The organism is Pseudomonas sp. C9 (assembly GCF_002000165.1).
Lineage (GTDB): Bacteria > Pseudomonadota > Gammaproteobacteria > Pseudomonadales > Pseudomonadaceae > Aquipseudomonas.
Genome location: NZ_MPAK01000001.1, coordinates 3,740,898 through 3,756,293, shown reverse-complemented (window position 1 = coordinate 3,756,293; position 15,396 = coordinate 3,740,898). Strand labels below are relative to the sequence as shown.

General features: G+C 59.6%; 15 protein-coding genes. 4 read left to right on the top strand and 11 right to left on the bottom strand.

Annotation, left to right across the window (positions count from 1 at the left end; translation table 11 throughout):
• Positions 1-116: 116 nt before the first annotated feature.
• Entirely contained in the window at positions 117-1,496 is a 1,380-nt protein-coding gene (gene xseA / locus BMS17_RS17570) for an exodeoxyribonuclease VII large subunit (RefSeq protein ID WP_046026610.1), read from the top strand.
• 3 nt (positions 1,497-1,499) lie between these two features.
• Positions 1,500-2,321: a peptidoglycan DD-metalloendopeptidase family protein gene (locus BMS17_RS17565; protein WP_077431315.1), complete on the top strand. Its 822-nt coding sequence runs from the start codon at positions 1,500-1,502 to the stop codon at positions 2,319-2,321.
• A gap of 125 nt (positions 2,322-2,446) precedes the next feature.
• On the opposite strand, the gene BMS17_RS17560 is transcribed toward BMS17_RS17565, so the two are convergent.
• On the bottom strand, positions 2,447-2,803 hold the full coding sequence (locus tag BMS17_RS17560; protein WP_046026612.1) for a hypothetical protein: 357 nt from the start codon (positions 2,801-2,803) through the stop codon (positions 2,447-2,449).
• On the opposite strand from BMS17_RS17560, the gene BMS17_RS30370 reads away from it, so the two are divergent.
• Together BMS17_RS30370 and leuA are read left to right on the top strand one after the other, a co-directional pair.
• Positions 2,802-3,098 carry a hypothetical protein gene (locus BMS17_RS30370; RefSeq protein ID WP_175648975.1) on the top strand — a complete coding sequence of 99 codons (297 nt, stop codon included), beginning with the start codon at positions 2,802-2,804 and terminating at the stop codon, positions 3,096-3,098. The genes BMS17_RS17560 and BMS17_RS30370 overlap by 2 nt on opposite strands.
• Positions 3,099-3,189: 91 nt before the next feature.
• Positions 3,190-4,869 carry a 2-isopropylmalate synthase gene (leuA, locus tag BMS17_RS17550; RefSeq protein ID WP_046026615.1) on the top strand — a complete coding sequence of 560 codons (1,680 nt, stop codon included), beginning with the start codon at positions 3,190-3,192 and terminating at the stop codon, positions 4,867-4,869.
• A gap of 178 nt (positions 4,870-5,047) precedes the next feature.
• Here leuA and BMS17_RS17545 read toward each other — a convergent pair whose 3' ends face one another.
• The 10 genes from BMS17_RS17545 to pilW all read right to left on the bottom strand — a co-directional run bounded on the left by BMS17_RS17545 (position 5,048) and on the right by pilW (position 15,379).
• Positions 5,048-5,446, bottom strand: a complete 399-nt coding sequence (locus BMS17_RS17545; RefSeq protein ID WP_077431314.1) for a hypothetical protein — start codon at positions 5,444-5,446, stop codon at positions 5,048-5,050.
• 79 nt (positions 5,447-5,525) lie between these two features.
• Positions 5,526-6,317: an amidohydrolase gene (locus BMS17_RS17540; RefSeq protein ID WP_077431313.1), complete on the bottom strand. Its 792-nt coding sequence runs from the start codon at positions 6,315-6,317 to the stop codon at positions 5,526-5,528.
• A complete protein-coding gene (locus BMS17_RS17535) occupies positions 6,305-7,453 on the bottom strand; it encodes a pyridoxal phosphate-dependent aminotransferase (RefSeq protein ID WP_077432192.1) in 1,149 nt (382 codons plus the stop codon). The genes BMS17_RS17540 and BMS17_RS17535 overlap by 13 nt, the downstream gene beginning before the upstream one ends.
• 226 nt (positions 7,454-7,679) lie before the next feature.
• A complete protein-coding gene (gene der, locus BMS17_RS17530) occupies positions 7,680-9,149 on the bottom strand; it encodes a ribosome biogenesis GTPase Der (RefSeq protein WP_046026618.1) in 1,470 nt (489 codons plus the stop codon).
• A gap of 140 nt (positions 9,150-9,289) precedes the next feature.
• Positions 9,290-10,441, bottom strand: coding sequence for an outer membrane protein assembly factor BamB (gene bamB / locus BMS17_RS17525; RefSeq protein WP_077431312.1), 1,152 nt, complete (start codon positions 10,439-10,441; stop codon positions 9,290-9,292).
• The gene (locus BMS17_RS17520) at positions 10,434-11,075 is read right to left on the bottom strand and encodes a tetratricopeptide repeat protein (RefSeq protein ID WP_046026620.1); all 642 of its coding nucleotides are present in this window, start codon (positions 11,073-11,075) and stop codon (positions 10,434-10,436) included. Before BMS17_RS17520 ends, bamB begins: the two co-directional genes overlap by 8 nt.
• 41 nt (positions 11,076-11,116) lie before the next feature.
• The gene (hisS, locus tag BMS17_RS17515) at positions 11,117-12,406 is read right to left on the bottom strand and encodes a histidine--tRNA ligase (protein ID WP_046026621.1); all 1,290 of its coding nucleotides are present in this window, start codon (positions 12,404-12,406) and stop codon (positions 11,117-11,119) included.
• A 37-nt stretch (positions 12,407-12,443) separates the two neighbouring features.
• Positions 12,444-13,553: a flavodoxin-dependent (E)-4-hydroxy-3-methylbut-2-enyl-diphosphate synthase gene (gene ispG / locus BMS17_RS17510; RefSeq protein ID WP_007944259.1), complete on the bottom strand. Its 1,110-nt coding sequence runs from the start codon at positions 13,551-13,553 to the stop codon at positions 12,444-12,446.
• A gap of 3 nt (positions 13,554-13,556) precedes the next feature.
• Positions 13,557-14,621, bottom strand: a complete 1,065-nt coding sequence (locus tag BMS17_RS17505) for a RodZ family helix-turn-helix domain-containing protein (RefSeq protein WP_046026622.1) — start codon at positions 14,619-14,621, stop codon at positions 13,557-13,559.
• Complete coding sequence (gene pilW / locus BMS17_RS17500; protein WP_077431311.1) at positions 14,621-15,379, bottom strand: type IV pilus biogenesis/stability protein PilW; 759 nt, start codon at positions 15,377-15,379, stop codon at positions 14,621-14,623. The genes BMS17_RS17505 and pilW overlap by 1 nt, the downstream gene beginning before the upstream one ends.
• Positions 15,380-15,396: the final 17 nt, after the last annotated feature.

The window sequence follows — 15,396 nt, the reverse complement described above, 5'->3', positions numbered from 1 at the left end:
ACACAACGCGCAGTCTGATCTTACGGCGGCTGCGCAGCCGGACGCAGGCTTCGCCAGCTGCTACAGGATTTCGTCAACGTAGAGATTCACGTGCGAATGCCATTAAACTGCGCCCCATGATTAAAGATCCCTTTGCAAGACTCGGCCTGGACCGTGAAGTCCTGACTGTCAGCCAGCTCAACGGCCGCGCGCGGGTGTTGCTTGAAGACGTGTTCAGCAATATCTGGGTCGAAGGCGAAATCTCCAACCTCGCCCGCCCGGCGTCCGGCCACGTGTATTTCACCCTCAAGGACAGCGGCGCCCAGGTGCGCTGCGCGCTGTTTCGCCAGAACGCGGCCCGGGTTCGTCAGGCGCTGAAGGATGGCTTGGCGGTCAAAGTCCGCGGCAAGGTTTCATTGTTCGAGGGACGCGGCGACTATCAGTTGATCCTCGACACAGTGGAGCCGGCAGGTGATGGAGCGTTGCGCCTGGCGTTCGATGCACTGAAGGAAAAGCTCAGCGCCGAAGGCCTGTTCAGCGCCGAGCGCAAAGTGCCGCTGCCGGCGCATCCACAACGCATCGGCATTATCAGCTCACCGACCGGCGCGGTGATCCGCGACATTATCAGCGTGTTCCGTCGCCGCGCACCGCAGATCCAGCTGACGCTGATCCCCACGGCCGTGCAAGGTCGCGAAGCCACTGCGCAGATTGTCCGTGCGTTGAAACTCGCGGATGCCCGTGGTTTCGACGCGTTGATCCTGGCCCGTGGCGGCGGTTCGCTGGAAGACCTCTGGTGCTTCAACGAAGAGGCCGTGGCCCGTGCCGTCGACGCCTGTGTCACGCCTATTGTCAGTGCCGTCGGCCACGAAACCGACGTATCGATCAGTGACTTCGTGGCCGACGTCCGCGCCCCGACCCCTTCCGCCGCTGCCGAACTGCTCGCACCGGATTCCAACGATCTGGTGCGCCGGGTCGAAAGCCTGCATCGCCGACTGGTGATGCGTATGCGCGACCGTTTGATGCGCGACCGCCTGCGTCTGGAGGGTATCTCCCGCCGTTTGCGCCATCCCGGCGAACGCCTGCGCCAGCAAGCGCAACGTCTGGACGACCTGGACATGCGCATGCGCCGCGCGTTCGAACGCAGCCTCAACACCCGTCGCGAGCGCTTGATTCGCCTGGAAACCCGCCTCGCCGGGCAACATCCGGGGCGTCAACTGGCACTGCTGCGCCAACGCCTCGACAGCCTTGCCGAACGCCTGCCCCGGGCGATACGCGAAGGCCTCAAGTCGCGACGCCTGCAACTGCAAAGTCAGGTGCAGACCCTGCAAGTGGTCAGCCCGTTGGCGACCCTGGCCCGTGGTTACAGCATCTTGCTGGACGAACGTGGCAACGCGATCCGCAGCGCCGGGCAAACCCACAATGGCCAGCGCCTCAAGGCCAGACTCGGCGACGGCGAACTGCAAGTGCGGGTCGAAGACAATCACCTGACGCCTGTCACCCTTTCTCTACTGGATTGATCCATGCCGCGTTTTCTAGCTCCACTGCTGTTGTTGTGCCTGACCTTCAACGCCAATGCCGACAGTTACATCACCCGCCTGTTGAACAAACCGGTACCGGGCGGCGTGGCGGTGGTGGATCTGGGCAGCACGGCCCAAGCGCCGAAAGCCAGCTACCAAGGCAAACCGGTGCTGGTGGTCAAGGAACAGAACAATTGGCTGGCGATTGTCGGCGTGCCGTTGACGGTCAAGCCGGGCACGCAGCAAGTCAGCAGCGGCGGCCGCACATTGAATTTCACTGTTGGTAACAAGAAGTACCCGGAACAACACATCACGCTGAAGAATACGCAGCAGGTCAATCCGAACCCGGACAATCTCAAGCGTATTGAAGGCGAACTGGCGGAACAGATTGCCGCCTACCGCACGTTCAGCCCGAATACGCCAAGCAACCTGCTGCTGGACAAACCCGTCAACGGACCGCTTTCGAGCAAGTTCGGCGTGCGCCGTTTCTTCAATGGTGAAGAGCGCAATCCTCACGCGGGCCTGGATTTCGCAGTGCCTGCCGGTACGCCGATCAAGACCCCGGCGACGGGCAAGGTGATTCTGATCGGCAATTACTTCTTCAATGGCGACACGGTGTTTGTCGATCATGGTCAGGGCTTTATCAGCATGTTCTGCCACATGTCGAAAATCGACGTGAAGGTCGGTCAACAACTGGCTCGTGGCGCAGTGGTCGGGAAAGTCGGGGCGACGGGCCGCGCGACCGGGCCGCACATGCACTGGAATATCAGCCTGAATGATGCGCGGGTGGATCCGGCGATTTTTATCGGGGCGTTTCAGCCATAAATAGTTGTTGAGGCAGCCGGCCTCTTCGCGAGCAAGCCCGCTCCCACATTAGATCGCGGTTAAATGTGGGAGCGGCGGTACGACGATTCGACTTGCTCGCGAAGGCGGCCTCACAGGCGCCGCCGCTATTCAGCCTCAAGGTCCTCAATCCCATGGGCTTCCCGGTCCGCCAGGCAATGCTTGATCCACTCCTGGGTCTCCTGCGAAAACCCGGTCAACTCTTCAGCCGTGATCAACTCCCGCGCGCACAACCCCAACAAGTGCGATCGCGCCTCATGGCGTGAAAACCTGAACACACCAAACGCCCAATACAACTCCTTTTGCCGGGACTGAAGCAGCTCTTCAGTGGCTTCAATCCGCTCGTAAGGCGCCAGGCTTTTGTCCAGCACTGCGCGCTCGACCTCCTCCATGATCCGGATACACATCCGCTCATGAGCCAACGGGCGCAACGCGCTATACCGCTTCCAGTCCGACTCGTTCATGTCCGACTCCTGCCATGATCAGGCTTTAAGCATAGCCGTGCCCAAGAGGCCGACGTCGCAATTCTCCGATTGCGCAGTGCGCAAACCTCGCGCAATCATCAAAACAATCACCGCCATTCGCAGCAATAAAATCTCGATTAACCCGGCTTTCCGGGTATTCCTCTCAATTTTTTTCGACTACTTGCCATCCTTTCCCCCCGCGGTTAGGGTTGAAGGCATGAAAACCTTTCACACCCTCATTCAGCTTCGCCAGCACCGCAGCCTGTGCCTCGTCAGCGCACGACTGCCGGGCTGAATCGCGGTGCCTCGCCCCACGCTTTTCCCCAAGAACATTTGATCCACCGGCAGGCCGCCTTTTTTCGGCCCACACAATAAGGATTCCCCCGATGAGCATGCTCAAAGATCCGTCTTCGAAATACCGCGCGTTCCCGACCATCGACATCCCGGACCGTACCTGGCCGTCAAAGACCATCACCGCGGCGCCGATCTGGTGCAGCTCTGACCTTCGCGATGGCAACCAGTCGCTGATCGAGCCAATGGACGCGGTCAAGAAGCTGCGTTTCTGGAAAACCCTGGTGTCGGTTGGCGTGAAAGAAATCGAAGCCTCGTTCCCGGCAGCGTCGCAAACCGACTTCGACTTCGTGCGGACCCTCATCGAAGGCAACCACATCCCGGACGACACCACCATTCAGGTGCTGACCCAGGGCCGTGAAGACTTGATCGAACGCACCTTCGAATCCCTGCGCGGGGCGAAAAAAGCCATCGTTCACTTGTACAACGCGACGTCCCCTTCTTTCCGCCGGATTGTCTTTAATCAGGACAAGGACGGGATCAAGGAAATCGCCGTGAGCGCGGCCAAGCTGTTCGTCAAATACGCAGCCATGCAACCGAACACCGAGTGGACCTTCGAATACTCGCCGGAAACTTTCAGCGCCACTGAGCTGGAGTTCGCCAAGGAAGTCTGCGACGCGGTGATCGAGGTCTGGAACCCGACGCCTGAGCACAAGATGATCCTCAACTTGCCGGCCACCGTCGAATGCGCGACCCCGAACATCTACGCCGACCAGATCGAATGGTTCGGCCGTCACATCAACCGTCGTGACAGCGTGATCATCAGCCTGCACACCCACAACGACCGTGGCACTGGCGTGGCCGCCACCGAACTGGGCCTGATGGCCGGCGCCGACCGTGTCGAAGGCTGCCTGTTCGGCAATGGCGAGCGTACCGGTAACGTCGACCTCGTGACCGTGGCACTGAACCTCTACACCCAGGGCGTTCACCCTGAGCTGGACTTCTCCGACATCGACGGCGTGCGCAAGGTCGTCGAAGAGTGCAACCAGATCCAGGTACACCCACGCCACCCGTACGTTGGCGACCTGGTGCACACCGCATTCTCCGGCTCGCACCAGGATGCAATCCGCAAGGGCTTCGCCCAGCAGAAACCGGATGCGCTGTGGGAAGTACCGTACTTGCCGATCGACCCGGCCGATATCGGTCGCAGCTACGAGGCGGTGATTCGCGTCAACAGCCAGTCAGGCAAGGGCGGTATCGCGTATCTGCTGGAGCAGGAATACGGCATCAACTTGCCACGCCGCATGCAGATCGAGTTCAGTCAGGTCGTGCAACGTGAAACCGATCGTCTGGGCCTTGAAATGACCGCTCAGCAGATCCACGCGCTGCTGCATAGCGAGTACTTGCAAGCCAACACCCCGTACGCGCTGGTCAGCCATCGCCTGCAGGAAGAAAACGGTCACAGCGCCGTGGAAGTGGAAGTTTCCAGCAAAGGTCAGGGCGAAACCAACCTGCACTGGCGCGGCAAGGGCAATGGCGCGCTGGAAGCCTTGGTGGCCGGCTTGCCGATCCCGGTGGAAATCATGGACTACAACGAGCACGCCATCGGCGCGGGCACCAATGCCAAGGCTGCGGCCTACATTGAACTGCGCGTGAACGGTGAACGTGCGGTGCACGGTGTGGGTATTGATGAAAACATCACCACCGCCAGCTTCAAGGCGCTGTTTAGCGCACTGAACCGCTCGCTGAGCCAGCCGGAAGCGAAAGCGGCATAAACCTTCGCTGCAATGCAAAAGGCCCCGGGGTGCGAACCTCGGGGCTTTTTTGTTTGCCTGAGTTTTTTGTATGAACGGTTAAGGCCCCCTTCGCGAGCAAGCCCGCTCCCACATTTAATCGCGGTCTAATGTGGGAGCGGGCTTGCTCGCGAAGGGGCCCGCTCAGTCGGCGAAGATCTCAGGCATGGGTATCGACGCTGAACATCGCCTGCAACAGCGCCGCTTGCAGCACTTGCAAGTTGCTGCTGGTCACCGCGATCTGGTTCTGGATCTCCATGACCTTTTGCGCTTTCTGCTCGTTATCCTGGCTCCTCTGCGCACTCGCAAGCTGAGCCTGCTGTTCGGCCAGCAGCTTTTGGGCTTCTTCGATTTGCTTTTTCAACGCAGTAACCGGATCACCAGCGGCACCGACGACCGCGTCGATGTTGGCCCCGGCACTGTTGACGCGCAGCACTTTGCTGTCTTTGTCGATCGGCTCTGCGATCGGCAGCAGCGTGCTTTCGTCTGCCTTGCCAGTGACGACATTAGGCGAAGACACGGCGTGCGAATTGATGGTGATGGAACTGACGTCAATCATGGGTCACGCCTCTTGGACAGACCTTGCTATCGGCCCACCAGGAAGAATCTGCATCCTCAATTGTTACAACGTGCTGCGATCAGGTGAACTCAAACGTATCAGCATCCAGATTCGCCGGGAAACGGGTGCGATAAGCCTGAAGGTCCGCAGCGTTCAGCACCACCTGGAACACGCCGTCGGCTTCACCAGCACTGAGCAAGGTTTCGCCCTGGAAATCCAGCACCTGACTGTCACCGGTGTAGGCAAAGCCTTTGCCATCGGTGCCAATGCGATTCACTGCGGCCACGTAGCACAGGTTTTCGATGGCCCGTGCCGGCAGCAACCGGTTCCAGTGCTGACGTCGCGCACCCGGCCAGTTGGCGGTGTACAGCAGCAAGTCGGTATCGTGGGCATCGCGACTCCAGACCGGGAAGCGCAGGTCGTAACAAATCAGCGGCCGCACGCGCCAGCCCTTGAGTTCGAACTGCACCTGACGCTCGCCCGGCGTGTAGTGGTTATGCTCGCCGGCCATGCGGAACAGATGGCGCTTGTCGTAGTGCCACACCTCCCCGTCCGGCCGCGCCCACAACAGACGATTGCGATGACTGCCGTCGGCGGCCTGAATGATGATGCTGCCGGTAATCACCGCATTGAGTTTTGCCGCCTGACTGCGCAGCCATTTGCTGGTCGGGCCGTTTTCCGGTTCGGCGAGCGTCTGCGACTCCATGGAAAAACCGGTAGTGAACATCTCCGGCAGGATGATCAGGTCCGCGCCGCGAGCCTGTTCCAGCAACTGCTCGAAATGCTCCAGGTTGGCCTGGCGGTCATGCCAGGCCAGCGTTGTCTGGACCAGCACGACATTCAGGTTGGGCAGTGCACTCAGATCACGCATAGTTTTGCCGCTGCTTCACGCAGGGTCTCCTCACGTTTGGCGAAGCACAAGCGCACCAGGCGCTGGCCGACCGGTGGGGTCTGGTAGAACACCGAGATCGGGATGCTCGCCACGCCATGCTCGCGGGTCATCCACAGCGCCATCTCGACGTCATTGAGGTCCGGACGGATCTGCGAGTAATCGACCAGCTGGAAATACGTACCGGTCACTCGGGTGAAGTCGAAACGCGACGGCGCCAGCAGATCGCAGAACAGATCACGCTTCGCCTGGTAGAAATCCGGCAGCTCTTCGATGTGTTCCGGGTGCTCGGCCATGAAGTCGGCCAAGGCAAATTGCAGCGGCGTCACACCGCAAAAACTGACGTATTGGTGAACCTTGCGCAGCTCGGCAGTCAGCGCTGGCGGCGCGACCACGTAACCGGTTTTCCAGCCAGTAACGTGATAAGTCTTGCCGAAGGAACTGACGACGAAGGCGCGCTGATACAGCTCTTGGTGATTCAGCACGCTGACATGAGGCACGCCGTCGAACACCAGGTGTTCGTAGACTTCATCGCTGACCAGATAGATGTCGCGATCACGAATCAGATCCGCCAACTGATCCAGCTCGGCACGGCTGATCAATGCGCCACTGGGGTTGTGCGGTGAGTTGAGAATGATCATTCGCGTGCGCGGTGTAATGGCATCGGCGAGCTTCTGGAAGTCGATGCTGAAATCAGCCAGCCCCAGTTGCACATGCACACAACGCCCACCGGCCAGTTCCACCGAAGGTTCGTAACTGTCGTAGGCCGGATCAAACACGATGACTTCGTCACCGCTGTGGATAACTGTCTGGATCGCACAGAAAATCGCTTGGGTCGCGCCCGGCGTGATGGTCACTTCATGGTCGGCATCGACATGAACGCCATAACTGCGAGCGATCTTTGCCGCCACTTGCTGGCGTAGCGCCGGCAGCCCGGTCATCGGCGAATATTGGTTATGGCCATTGGCGATGTGCCGGCCGACCGCGTCGCACAGGGCCAGCGGCGCATCGAAATCGGGAAACCCCTGGGACAGGTTGATCGCCCCGGTTTGCGCCGCGAGCTGAGACATCTGAGTGAAGATAGTGATGCCGACATTCGGCAGCTTACTGGTGATCATCGGTGATTCCCTGCTCTACACCCGGCTCTAACGGCGGCGCGGGAGAGCCCGAGAATAGCCCATCCGGTGCCCATAAAAAAAGGGCGCATAAAGCGCCCTTTCTTGAACCCGATCCCTGTGGGGGCGTGGCTTGCCCGCGATGGCCATAGCAGGGTGTATCAGGTACACCGCGTTATCGTTTATCGCGGGCAAGCCTCGCTCCCACAGGGACCAGGCAAGCCTTCGATCAACGCTTGTCGCGGCGCTTTTTGTCGGCCTTTTTGTGGTGCGACATCATGCGACGCTTCTTGTTGACCTGGCGGTCGGTCAGCGTGGTCTTTTTGCCTTCGTACGGGTTCTCGCCGCCCTTGAACTCGATGCGGATCGGCGTACCGACCAGCTTCAGAACACGACGGTAAGTGTTTTCCAGGTAACGAACGTAAGACTTCGGCACCTTCTCGATCTGGTTACCGTGGATCACGATGATCGGCGGGTTCGCACCACCCAAGTGGGCGTAACGCAGCTTGATCCGGCGGTTGTTGACCATCGGCGGCGCGTGCTCACCGACCGCATCTTCCAGGATCTGGGTGAGGCGGTTAGTCGGCCAGCGGGTCACGGCGGACTTGAACGAGTTCTGTACCGAAGCGTAGAGATTACCCACGCCAGTACCGTGCAAAGCGGAGATGAAGTGGATGTCAGCGTAGTCGACGAAGAACAGTCGACGTTGCAGCTCGACCTTCACGAAGTCACGCTCGCTCGGCGTCATGCCGTCCCACTTGTTGATCGCGATGACCAGCGCACGACCCGACTCAATGGCAAAGCCCAGCAGGTTGAGGTCGTGATCCACCACGCCTTCGCGGGCGTCCATCACGAAGATCACCACGTTGGCGTCTTTGATCGCTTGCAGGGTTTTGACCACGGAGAACTTTTCAACTTCTTCGTGGATCTTGCCGCGCTTGCGCACACCGGCGGTATCGATCAGCGTGTACTTCTCGTCGTTACGCTCGAACGGGATGTAGATACTGTCGCGGGTCGTGCCCGGCTGGTCATAAACGATTACCCGGTCTTCACCGAGCATGCGGTTGACCAGGGTCGACTTGCCGACGTTCGGGCGACCGATGATAGCGATCTTGATACCGTCTTTTTCGCTTGGGCCAGGAATGCGCTTGGCTTCCTCACCTTCGGCAACGATCTCTTCTTCGCCGTCTTCCGGCTCTTCTTCGTCTTTCGGGAAATCGCTCAGGGCGATTTCCAGCATCTGGGTGATGCCACGACCATGAGCACCCGCGATAGGGATCGCGTGACCCATGCCCAACGGGGCGAATTCAGCGCGGGCCATTTCAGGGTCGATGTTGTCGACCTTGTTGGCAACCACGTAAGAACGCTTGTTACGTTTGCGCAAATGCTCGGCGATCATCTGGTCGGCGGCGGTGAAACCGGCCTTGGCATCTACCAGGAACAGAACGACATCCGCTTCTTCAATGGCCAGCAGCGACTGCTCGGCCATTTTTTCGTCCATACCGTGCTCGTCACCGGAGATACCGCCGGTGTCGACCAGAATGTAGGAACGCCCTTGCCACTTGGCCTCACCGTATTGGCGATCACGGGTCAGACCGGACAAGTCGCCGACGATGGCGTCACGAGTCCTGGTCAGGCGGTTGAACAAGGTGGACTTGCCGACGTTCGGTCGGCCCACCAGGGCGATTACGGGAACCATGCGGCTCTCCACTTCGTTATTTCAGAAAATACAAAAGCCGCTGCGAGGCAGCGGCTGGTGCTCGGGGCAGCGCTTGAAGGCGCCGCAAGCCTTGCAGAACAAGGCCGCTTGGGGGTTAAACCCCAAGCATAGTCAAACCTTTACTTAATGGTCAGGGCTTCCAGTTTGCCGCTGTTGCCATATACATAAATCGTGTCACCCACCACCAGCGGACGGGCACGCAGGCCGTCGCTGTCGATGCGCTCGCGGCCGACGAAACGACCGTCCACCTGACTCAGCAGATGCAGGTAGCCTTCCATATCGCCGACTGCAACGTAGCTGGAGAACACTTCCGGTGCCGACAGTTGACGGCGGGCCAGCGAGTCGTTGCTCCACAACGCGGTGGTGGAACGCTCGTCGACGCCTTCAACAGTGCCCGAAGCCAGGCTCACGTAAACGTTGCCAAAACCCTGGGCGACACCGGCATAGCTGGAAGCATCGCGCTGCCAGAGCTGACGACCGCTTTCCAGGTCCAGAGCTGCAACGCGACCCTGGTAGCTGGCGACGTACAACGTACCGCCGGACAGCAGCAGACCGCCGTCGATATCGACCACACGTTCAAGCTCCGAACGGCCTTGTGGAATCGCTACGCGTTGTTCCCATACCGGCACGCCGTTGGAAATATTGAGAGCGACCACTTTACCGGTCGACAGACCAGCCACGGCCATACGGTTGGTCACGATCGGCGCACTGGTGCCGCGCAGGGTCAGGACCGCAGGCGTGCTGTCATACAACCAGCGCTGGTTGCCGGTCGCGGCATCCAGGCCGATCAGACGGTCGTCCTGAGTCTGAACCACAACCACGTCACCGTTGTTGGCCGGCGGTGCGAGGACTTCACTGGTCACGCGAGCGCGCCATTTCTCTTCACCGTTGATCGCGTCCAGGGCAACGATTTCGCCTTGGAGCGTGCCGATCATGACCAGCCCATAACCCACGCCAACGGCGCCGGAAACAGGCAGTTCGAGATCTTTCTTCCATTTGACGTCGCCATTGCTGCGATCCATCGCCATCACCACGCCAGTAACGTCGGCCGCATAGATGGTTGAGCCATCGATCGCCGGTACCAGCATGTTGTAGGTTTCGCCCTGACCGTCACCGATCGAACGACTCCACTGCTTTTGCAGGACCACTTCTTCTTTGAAGTCAACCAACTCGGCAGGCGGCAATTCTTTTTTGCTGTTGCTGCTGCAACCCGCGGCCAAAATGGCCAGAGCCAGCAATGCTGCATGTTTCCAACGAATCACGTCACGCATCCCCTTTGGCCAGATCGTCCAGCTTGATTTGCAGGCCACCGACCGCCGCTTCATCCGACAGTGCCGCCTTGGCTTTTTGATACGCCTTGTTCGCTTCGTCGGTACGACCCAACTGCACCAGCAGGTCGCCTTTGAGTTCTTCGCGAGTGGCCAGGAATGCTTTGTCGGCATCGCCTTCGAGCAACTTCAGGGCTTCATCGGCCTTGTTTTGCGCGGCCAGTACCTGTGCCAGGCGCTGACGGGCGATTTCGCCCAGTGCCGGGTTGGCCGGTTTGGCGACAATGGCTTTCAGCTCAGTGGCTGCGTCGTCCAGCTTGCCGCTGTCGACAGCGACTTTTGCCACGAACAGGCTGCCGTACTGCGCGTAGGCGCTGCCGCCGAACTCGCTGTTGAGCTTGCCGGCCAGGTCGGCAACACGGGCTGCGTCAGGCTTGCCGTCAGGTGTCAGCGTGGTTTCGAGCAATTGCTGGTAGAGCATCGAGGCGCCTTGCGACTGATTGCTCTGATACTTGTGGAACGCCTGCCAGCCGAAAACGATAACCAGCGCCAACAGGCCGCCAGTGACCAGGGGCTTACCGTTGCGTGACCACCATTCCTTCAATTCCATCAAATGTTCGTCTTCGGTACTCGACACCCCAATACTCCTTAATCGCTAATTCGGCTGTTTAGACAGCTTCAACCCTGCACGACGCAGGTGGCCAGGTGTGCAGCAAGCGCATCCCAGGCAATGCTTTGTTGTTCGCCCTGGCCACGCAGGGGTTTGAAACCTACCACTTGCTGGGCCATTTCGTCGTCACCGAGGATCAGCGCATACAGCGCGCCGCTCTTGTCGGCCTTCTTGAACTGGCTTTTGAAGCTGCCGGCGCCGGCATTCACTTGCAGGCGCAGGTTGGGTAATTGATCACGGACGCGCTCGCTCAAGGCCAGGCCGGCAATCTCTGCGGCTTCGCCGAAGGCACAGAGGTAGACGTCGACCTGACGGGAGATTTCTTCCGGGATCTGCTCCAGGGTTTCAAGCAACAGCACCAGGCGCTCGATACCCATGGCGAAACCGACACCAGCCGTTGGCTTGCCGCCCATTTGCTCGACCAGACCGTCGTAACGACCACCGGCACACACGGTGCCCTGGGCGCCCAGTTTGTCGGTGACCCATTCGAAAACGGTCTTGCTGTAGTAATCCAGCCCGCGAACCAGCTTCGGGTTGATGACATAAGGAATACCGGCGGCGTCCAGGCGAGCCTTCAGGCCTTCAAAGTGCACGCGGGACTCGTCGTCGAGGTAGTCGGCCATTTTTGGCGCGTCCACCAGGATGGCTTGCGTGTCGGCATTCTTGGTATCGAGAACCCGCAGCGGGTTGGTCTTCAGACGACGCTGGCTGTCTTCGTCCAGCTTGTCCAGATGCGCGGAAAGGAACTCGACCAGCGCTTCACGGTAGCGACCGCGCGACTCGGCAGTCCCCAGGCTGTTGAGCTCGAGCTTGACCGCATCACGGATACCCAGCTCGCCCCACAGGCGCCACGTCAGCACGATCAGTTCGGCGTCGATGTCCGGACCGTCGAGGTTGAACACTTCGACACCGATCTGGTGGAACTGGCGATAACGGCCTTTCTGCGGGCGCTCGTGACGGAACATCGGGCCGATGTACCAGAGTTTCTGCACCTGACCACCGCCGGTGATGCCGTGCTCAAGCACTGCACGCACGCAGGCAGCCGTGCCTTCGGGGCGCAGGGTCAGGGAGTCACCGTTACGGTCGTCGAAGGTGTACATCTCTTTTTCGACGATGTCGGTCACTTCACCGATGGAGCGCTTGAACAGCTCGGTGAACTCGACGATCGGCATGCGGATCTGCTTGTAACCGTAGTTATCCAGCAAACGCGAAACGGTGCCCTCGAAATGACGCCACAGGGGAGTCTGTTCGGGCAGGATGTCGTTCATGCCACGAATGGCTTGCAGAGACTTGCTCACTTTAAATCCTTAAATTCGTTCGGCTCTTTAGTCCGGCTCAGCCACGCGCGATAACGGCAGCGTCGGCTTCGACCTTTTCGGCCGCTTTCTGGCGGATCAAGCGTTCAAGCTCATCCACCAGATTGTCATTCGTCAGTTTCTGCGACGGCTTGCCGTCGATGTAAATCAGGTTGGGCGTACCGCCGGTCAAGCCAATATGGGCTTCCTTGGCTTCACCCGGCCCGTTGACCACACAACCGATGACCGCGACATCCAGCGGCACCAGCAGGTCTTCAAGACGCCCTTCCAGTTCGTTCATGGTCTTGACCACATCGAAGTTCTGCCGCGAGCAGCTCGGGCAGGCGATGAAGTTGATGCCACGGGAACGCAGGTGCAGGGACTTGAGGATGTCGTAGCCGACTTTTACTTCCTCGACCGGGTCAGCCGCCAACGAGATGCGAATAGTATCGCCAATCCCTTCGGCGAGCAGCATACCGAGGCCCACGGCGGATTTCACTGTGCCTGAACGCAAACCACCGGCTTCGGTGATGCCCAGGTGCAATGGCTGGACGATTTCCTTGGCCAGCAAGCGGTAGGCTTCGACGGCCATGAACACGTCGGAGGCTTTCACGCTGACTTTGAAGTCCTGAAAATTCAGGCGCTCAAGGTGTTCAACGTGGCGCAGGGCGGACTCGACCAGTGCGGCCGGCGTCGGCTCGCCGTATTTCTTTTGCAGGTCTTTTTCCAGGGAACCGGCATTGACGCCGATGCGGATCGGAATCCCGCGATCACGAGCGGCATCGACCACGGCGCGTACACGATCTTCACGACCGATGTTGCCCGGGTTGATTCGCAGGCAGTCGACGCCCAGTTCGGCGACGCGCAATGCGATCCGATAGTCGAAATGGATGTCGGCCACCAACGGCACTTTGACCAATTGCTTGATCTTGCCGAAAGCTTCGGCGGCGTCCATGTCCGGTACGGAAATACGCACGATGTCGACGCCTGCCGCTTCCAGACGATTGATCTGTGCGACCGTGGCGGCGACGTCATTGGTGTCGCTGTTGGTCATGCTCTGCACAGCGATAGGCGCATCGCCGCCAACAGGCACGTTACCGACCCAGATCTTGCGGGATTCGCGACGTTTGATTGGAGATTCGCCGTGCATGACTTATTGACCCAACTTCAGGCGAGCAGTCTCGCCACTGGTGAACGGAGCAACATCAACCGCCTGGCCGTTGTAGCTGACCTGCACGCCACGGGCGAAGCCCAGACGCACGGAAAACGGCGGCTTGCCGCTGACGGAAACGCTATCGCCTTTACGCTTGAGACCACTCAACAGCACCTTGCCGGAGCCATCGGTCACTTGCGTCCAGCAATCGGCAGTGAACTGCAACTGAACCTGACCCTGGCCAGCCACTGGCGCTGTCGTAACCGGAGCAGGAGCCGGATTGGTCGGGGCCACGGGAGCAGTCACCACTGGGGCCGGAACAGCTGGAACAGTCGGAGCCGGGGTGACCGGCGCGGAGACAACAGGCGCCGTGCTGTGGGTCGGGGTGACGGCAACCGGAGCGGCGTTGTGCGCCGGAGCAACAGGTGTTGGTGCTGTCGGTGCGGCAACAGGCGCAGTGGCTTGAGCTTCAGCCGGCGCTTCAGAGGACGTCTCGGCTTGCGGCAAAGCCAGCGCAGTAGCGTTGTCAGCCTGGCCTTCCGCGACAGCCTGGTCTTCCGGCTCGTCCAGCGGATGAATCTGGGTGGTGCCGTCGGCGCCTTCCACTTCAACGTGCTCCGGGCTCAGACCGATCAAATCCTTGGTGCGCAATGACGTTTGATCCTGCCACCAGACAAAACCGCCACCAATCACCGCAATCAGCAGCAACAGACTGACAATTCGCAAAATAGTATGGGAAACCCGGACCGGCTCTTCGATACGCCCAAGGCTATGAACGCTGCTGCCTTGGGAATCAGTGCCGGTGGATTGGTCGAACTGCTGCACAAGAACGGCTTGATCCATGCCCAGCAATTTGGCGTACGCACGGATATAACCGCGAGCGAAGGTATGCCCAGGCAGCTTGTCGAATGCGCCGGCTTCCAGATTGCTCAAGGAGGTAACGGTGAGGTTGAGCTTGAGGGCCACTTCGGCCAGCGACCAGCCATTGCTTTCGCGGGCCTGGCGCAAAGTCTCACCGGGGTTAACGCGATTCGCTGCTACAACTTCGGGATGCGCCGCTTTCATCATTGCTCCGACAGGTATTGCTGATATTCCGGCGTACCGGGATAGAGTCGTTTTAGTTGCAGGCCTGCACTTGCAGCCTTGTCGCGATCTTCGAACACTTTTGCCAGCCGAACGCCGAGCAATAGACTACGTGCATTTTGCTCGGTCAGCAGGCTAAAACGATCGTAATAGTCACGCGCGGGCACATAATGCCTGTCTTCGAAGGACAACTCAGCCATTTCGAGCAATGCACGTGGCTGTTGGCGATTCAAACGCAGGGCTTTTTCAAGTTGCTGCTGCGCGAGATCACGCTCACCCAGCTTTGATGCAGTCATTCCCAGGTTCTCGAATACTCGCGAACGCTCAGGATACAGCGTATCGGCGGCGGCCTGCTCAAAGCGCTCGTACGCCTCTTTGTAACGTTTTTCCTCGAAAAGAAAACTGCCGTAATTGTTCAGGATTCGCGCATCGTCGGGACGGGAAGACAGTGCCTTGCGAAAATGCTGGTCGGCCAGTTCAGGCTCCATTTCGGCCTGGAACACCAGAGCCAGCGCTGCGTTGGCGTCAGGGTCCGAGCTATCCAGTTCCAACGCCTTTTTCAGCGGGACTTTGGCGCGCTCTGTCATGCCTTGTTGCAAGTACCCCAACCCCAACTGCACGTAAGCCACACGTGCTTCATCGCGCCCCTTGCTGGTCTTCATCGGGTTGAAATCGCCCGACAGGACACATCCAGCACACAGGCTGGCCCACAGCAAAAGCAGCGCGAAGCGCAGGGACATAGAGATCCTCTCTTGAA

Bases quoted from the DNA above. Each gene is read 5' to 3' on its own strand.
- xseA (WP_046026610.1), top strand. From the start codon at position 117: ATGATTAAAGATCCCTTTGCAAGACTCGGCCTGGACCGTGAAGTCCTG.
- BMS17_RS17565 (WP_077431315.1), top strand. From the start codon at position 1,500: ATGCCGCGTTTTCTAGCTCCACTGCTGTTGTTGTGCCTGACCTTCAAC.
- BMS17_RS30370 (WP_175648975.1), top strand. From the start codon at position 2,802: ATGTCCGACTCCTGCCATGATCAGGCTTTAAGCATAGCCGTGCCCAAG.
- BMS17_RS17560 (WP_046026612.1), bottom strand. From the start codon at position 2,803: ATGAACGAGTCGGACTGGAAGCGGTATAGCGCGTTGCGCCCGTTGGCT.
- leuA (WP_046026615.1), top strand. From the start codon at position 3,190: ATGAGCATGCTCAAAGATCCGTCTTCGAAATACCGCGCGTTCCCGACC.
- BMS17_RS17545 (WP_077431314.1), bottom strand. From the start codon at position 5,446: ATGATTGACGTCAGTTCCATCACCATCAATTCGCACGCCGTGTCTTCG.
- BMS17_RS17540 (WP_077431313.1), bottom strand. From the start codon at position 6,317: ATGCGTGATCTGAGTGCACTGCCCAACCTGAATGTCGTGCTGGTCCAG.
- BMS17_RS17535 (WP_077432192.1), bottom strand. From the start codon at position 7,453: ATGATCACCAGTAAGCTGCCGAATGTCGGCATCACTATCTTCACTCAG.
- der (WP_046026618.1), bottom strand. From the start codon at position 9,149: ATGGTTCCCGTAATCGCCCTGGTGGGCCGACCGAACGTCGGCAAGTCC.
- bamB (WP_077431312.1), bottom strand. From the start codon at position 10,441: ATGCGTGACGTGATTCGTTGGAAACATGCAGCATTGCTGGCTCTGGCC.
- ispG (WP_007944259.1), bottom strand. From the start codon at position 13,553: ATGCACGGCGAATCTCCAATCAAACGTCGCGAATCCCGCAAGATCTGG.
- BMS17_RS17505 (WP_046026622.1), bottom strand. From the start codon at position 14,621: ATGAAAGCGGCGCATCCCGAAGTTGTAGCAGCGAATCGCGTTAACCCC.
- pilW (WP_077431311.1), bottom strand. From the start codon at position 15,379: ATGTCCCTGCGCTTCGCGCTGCTTTTGCTGTGGGCCAGCCTGTGTGCT.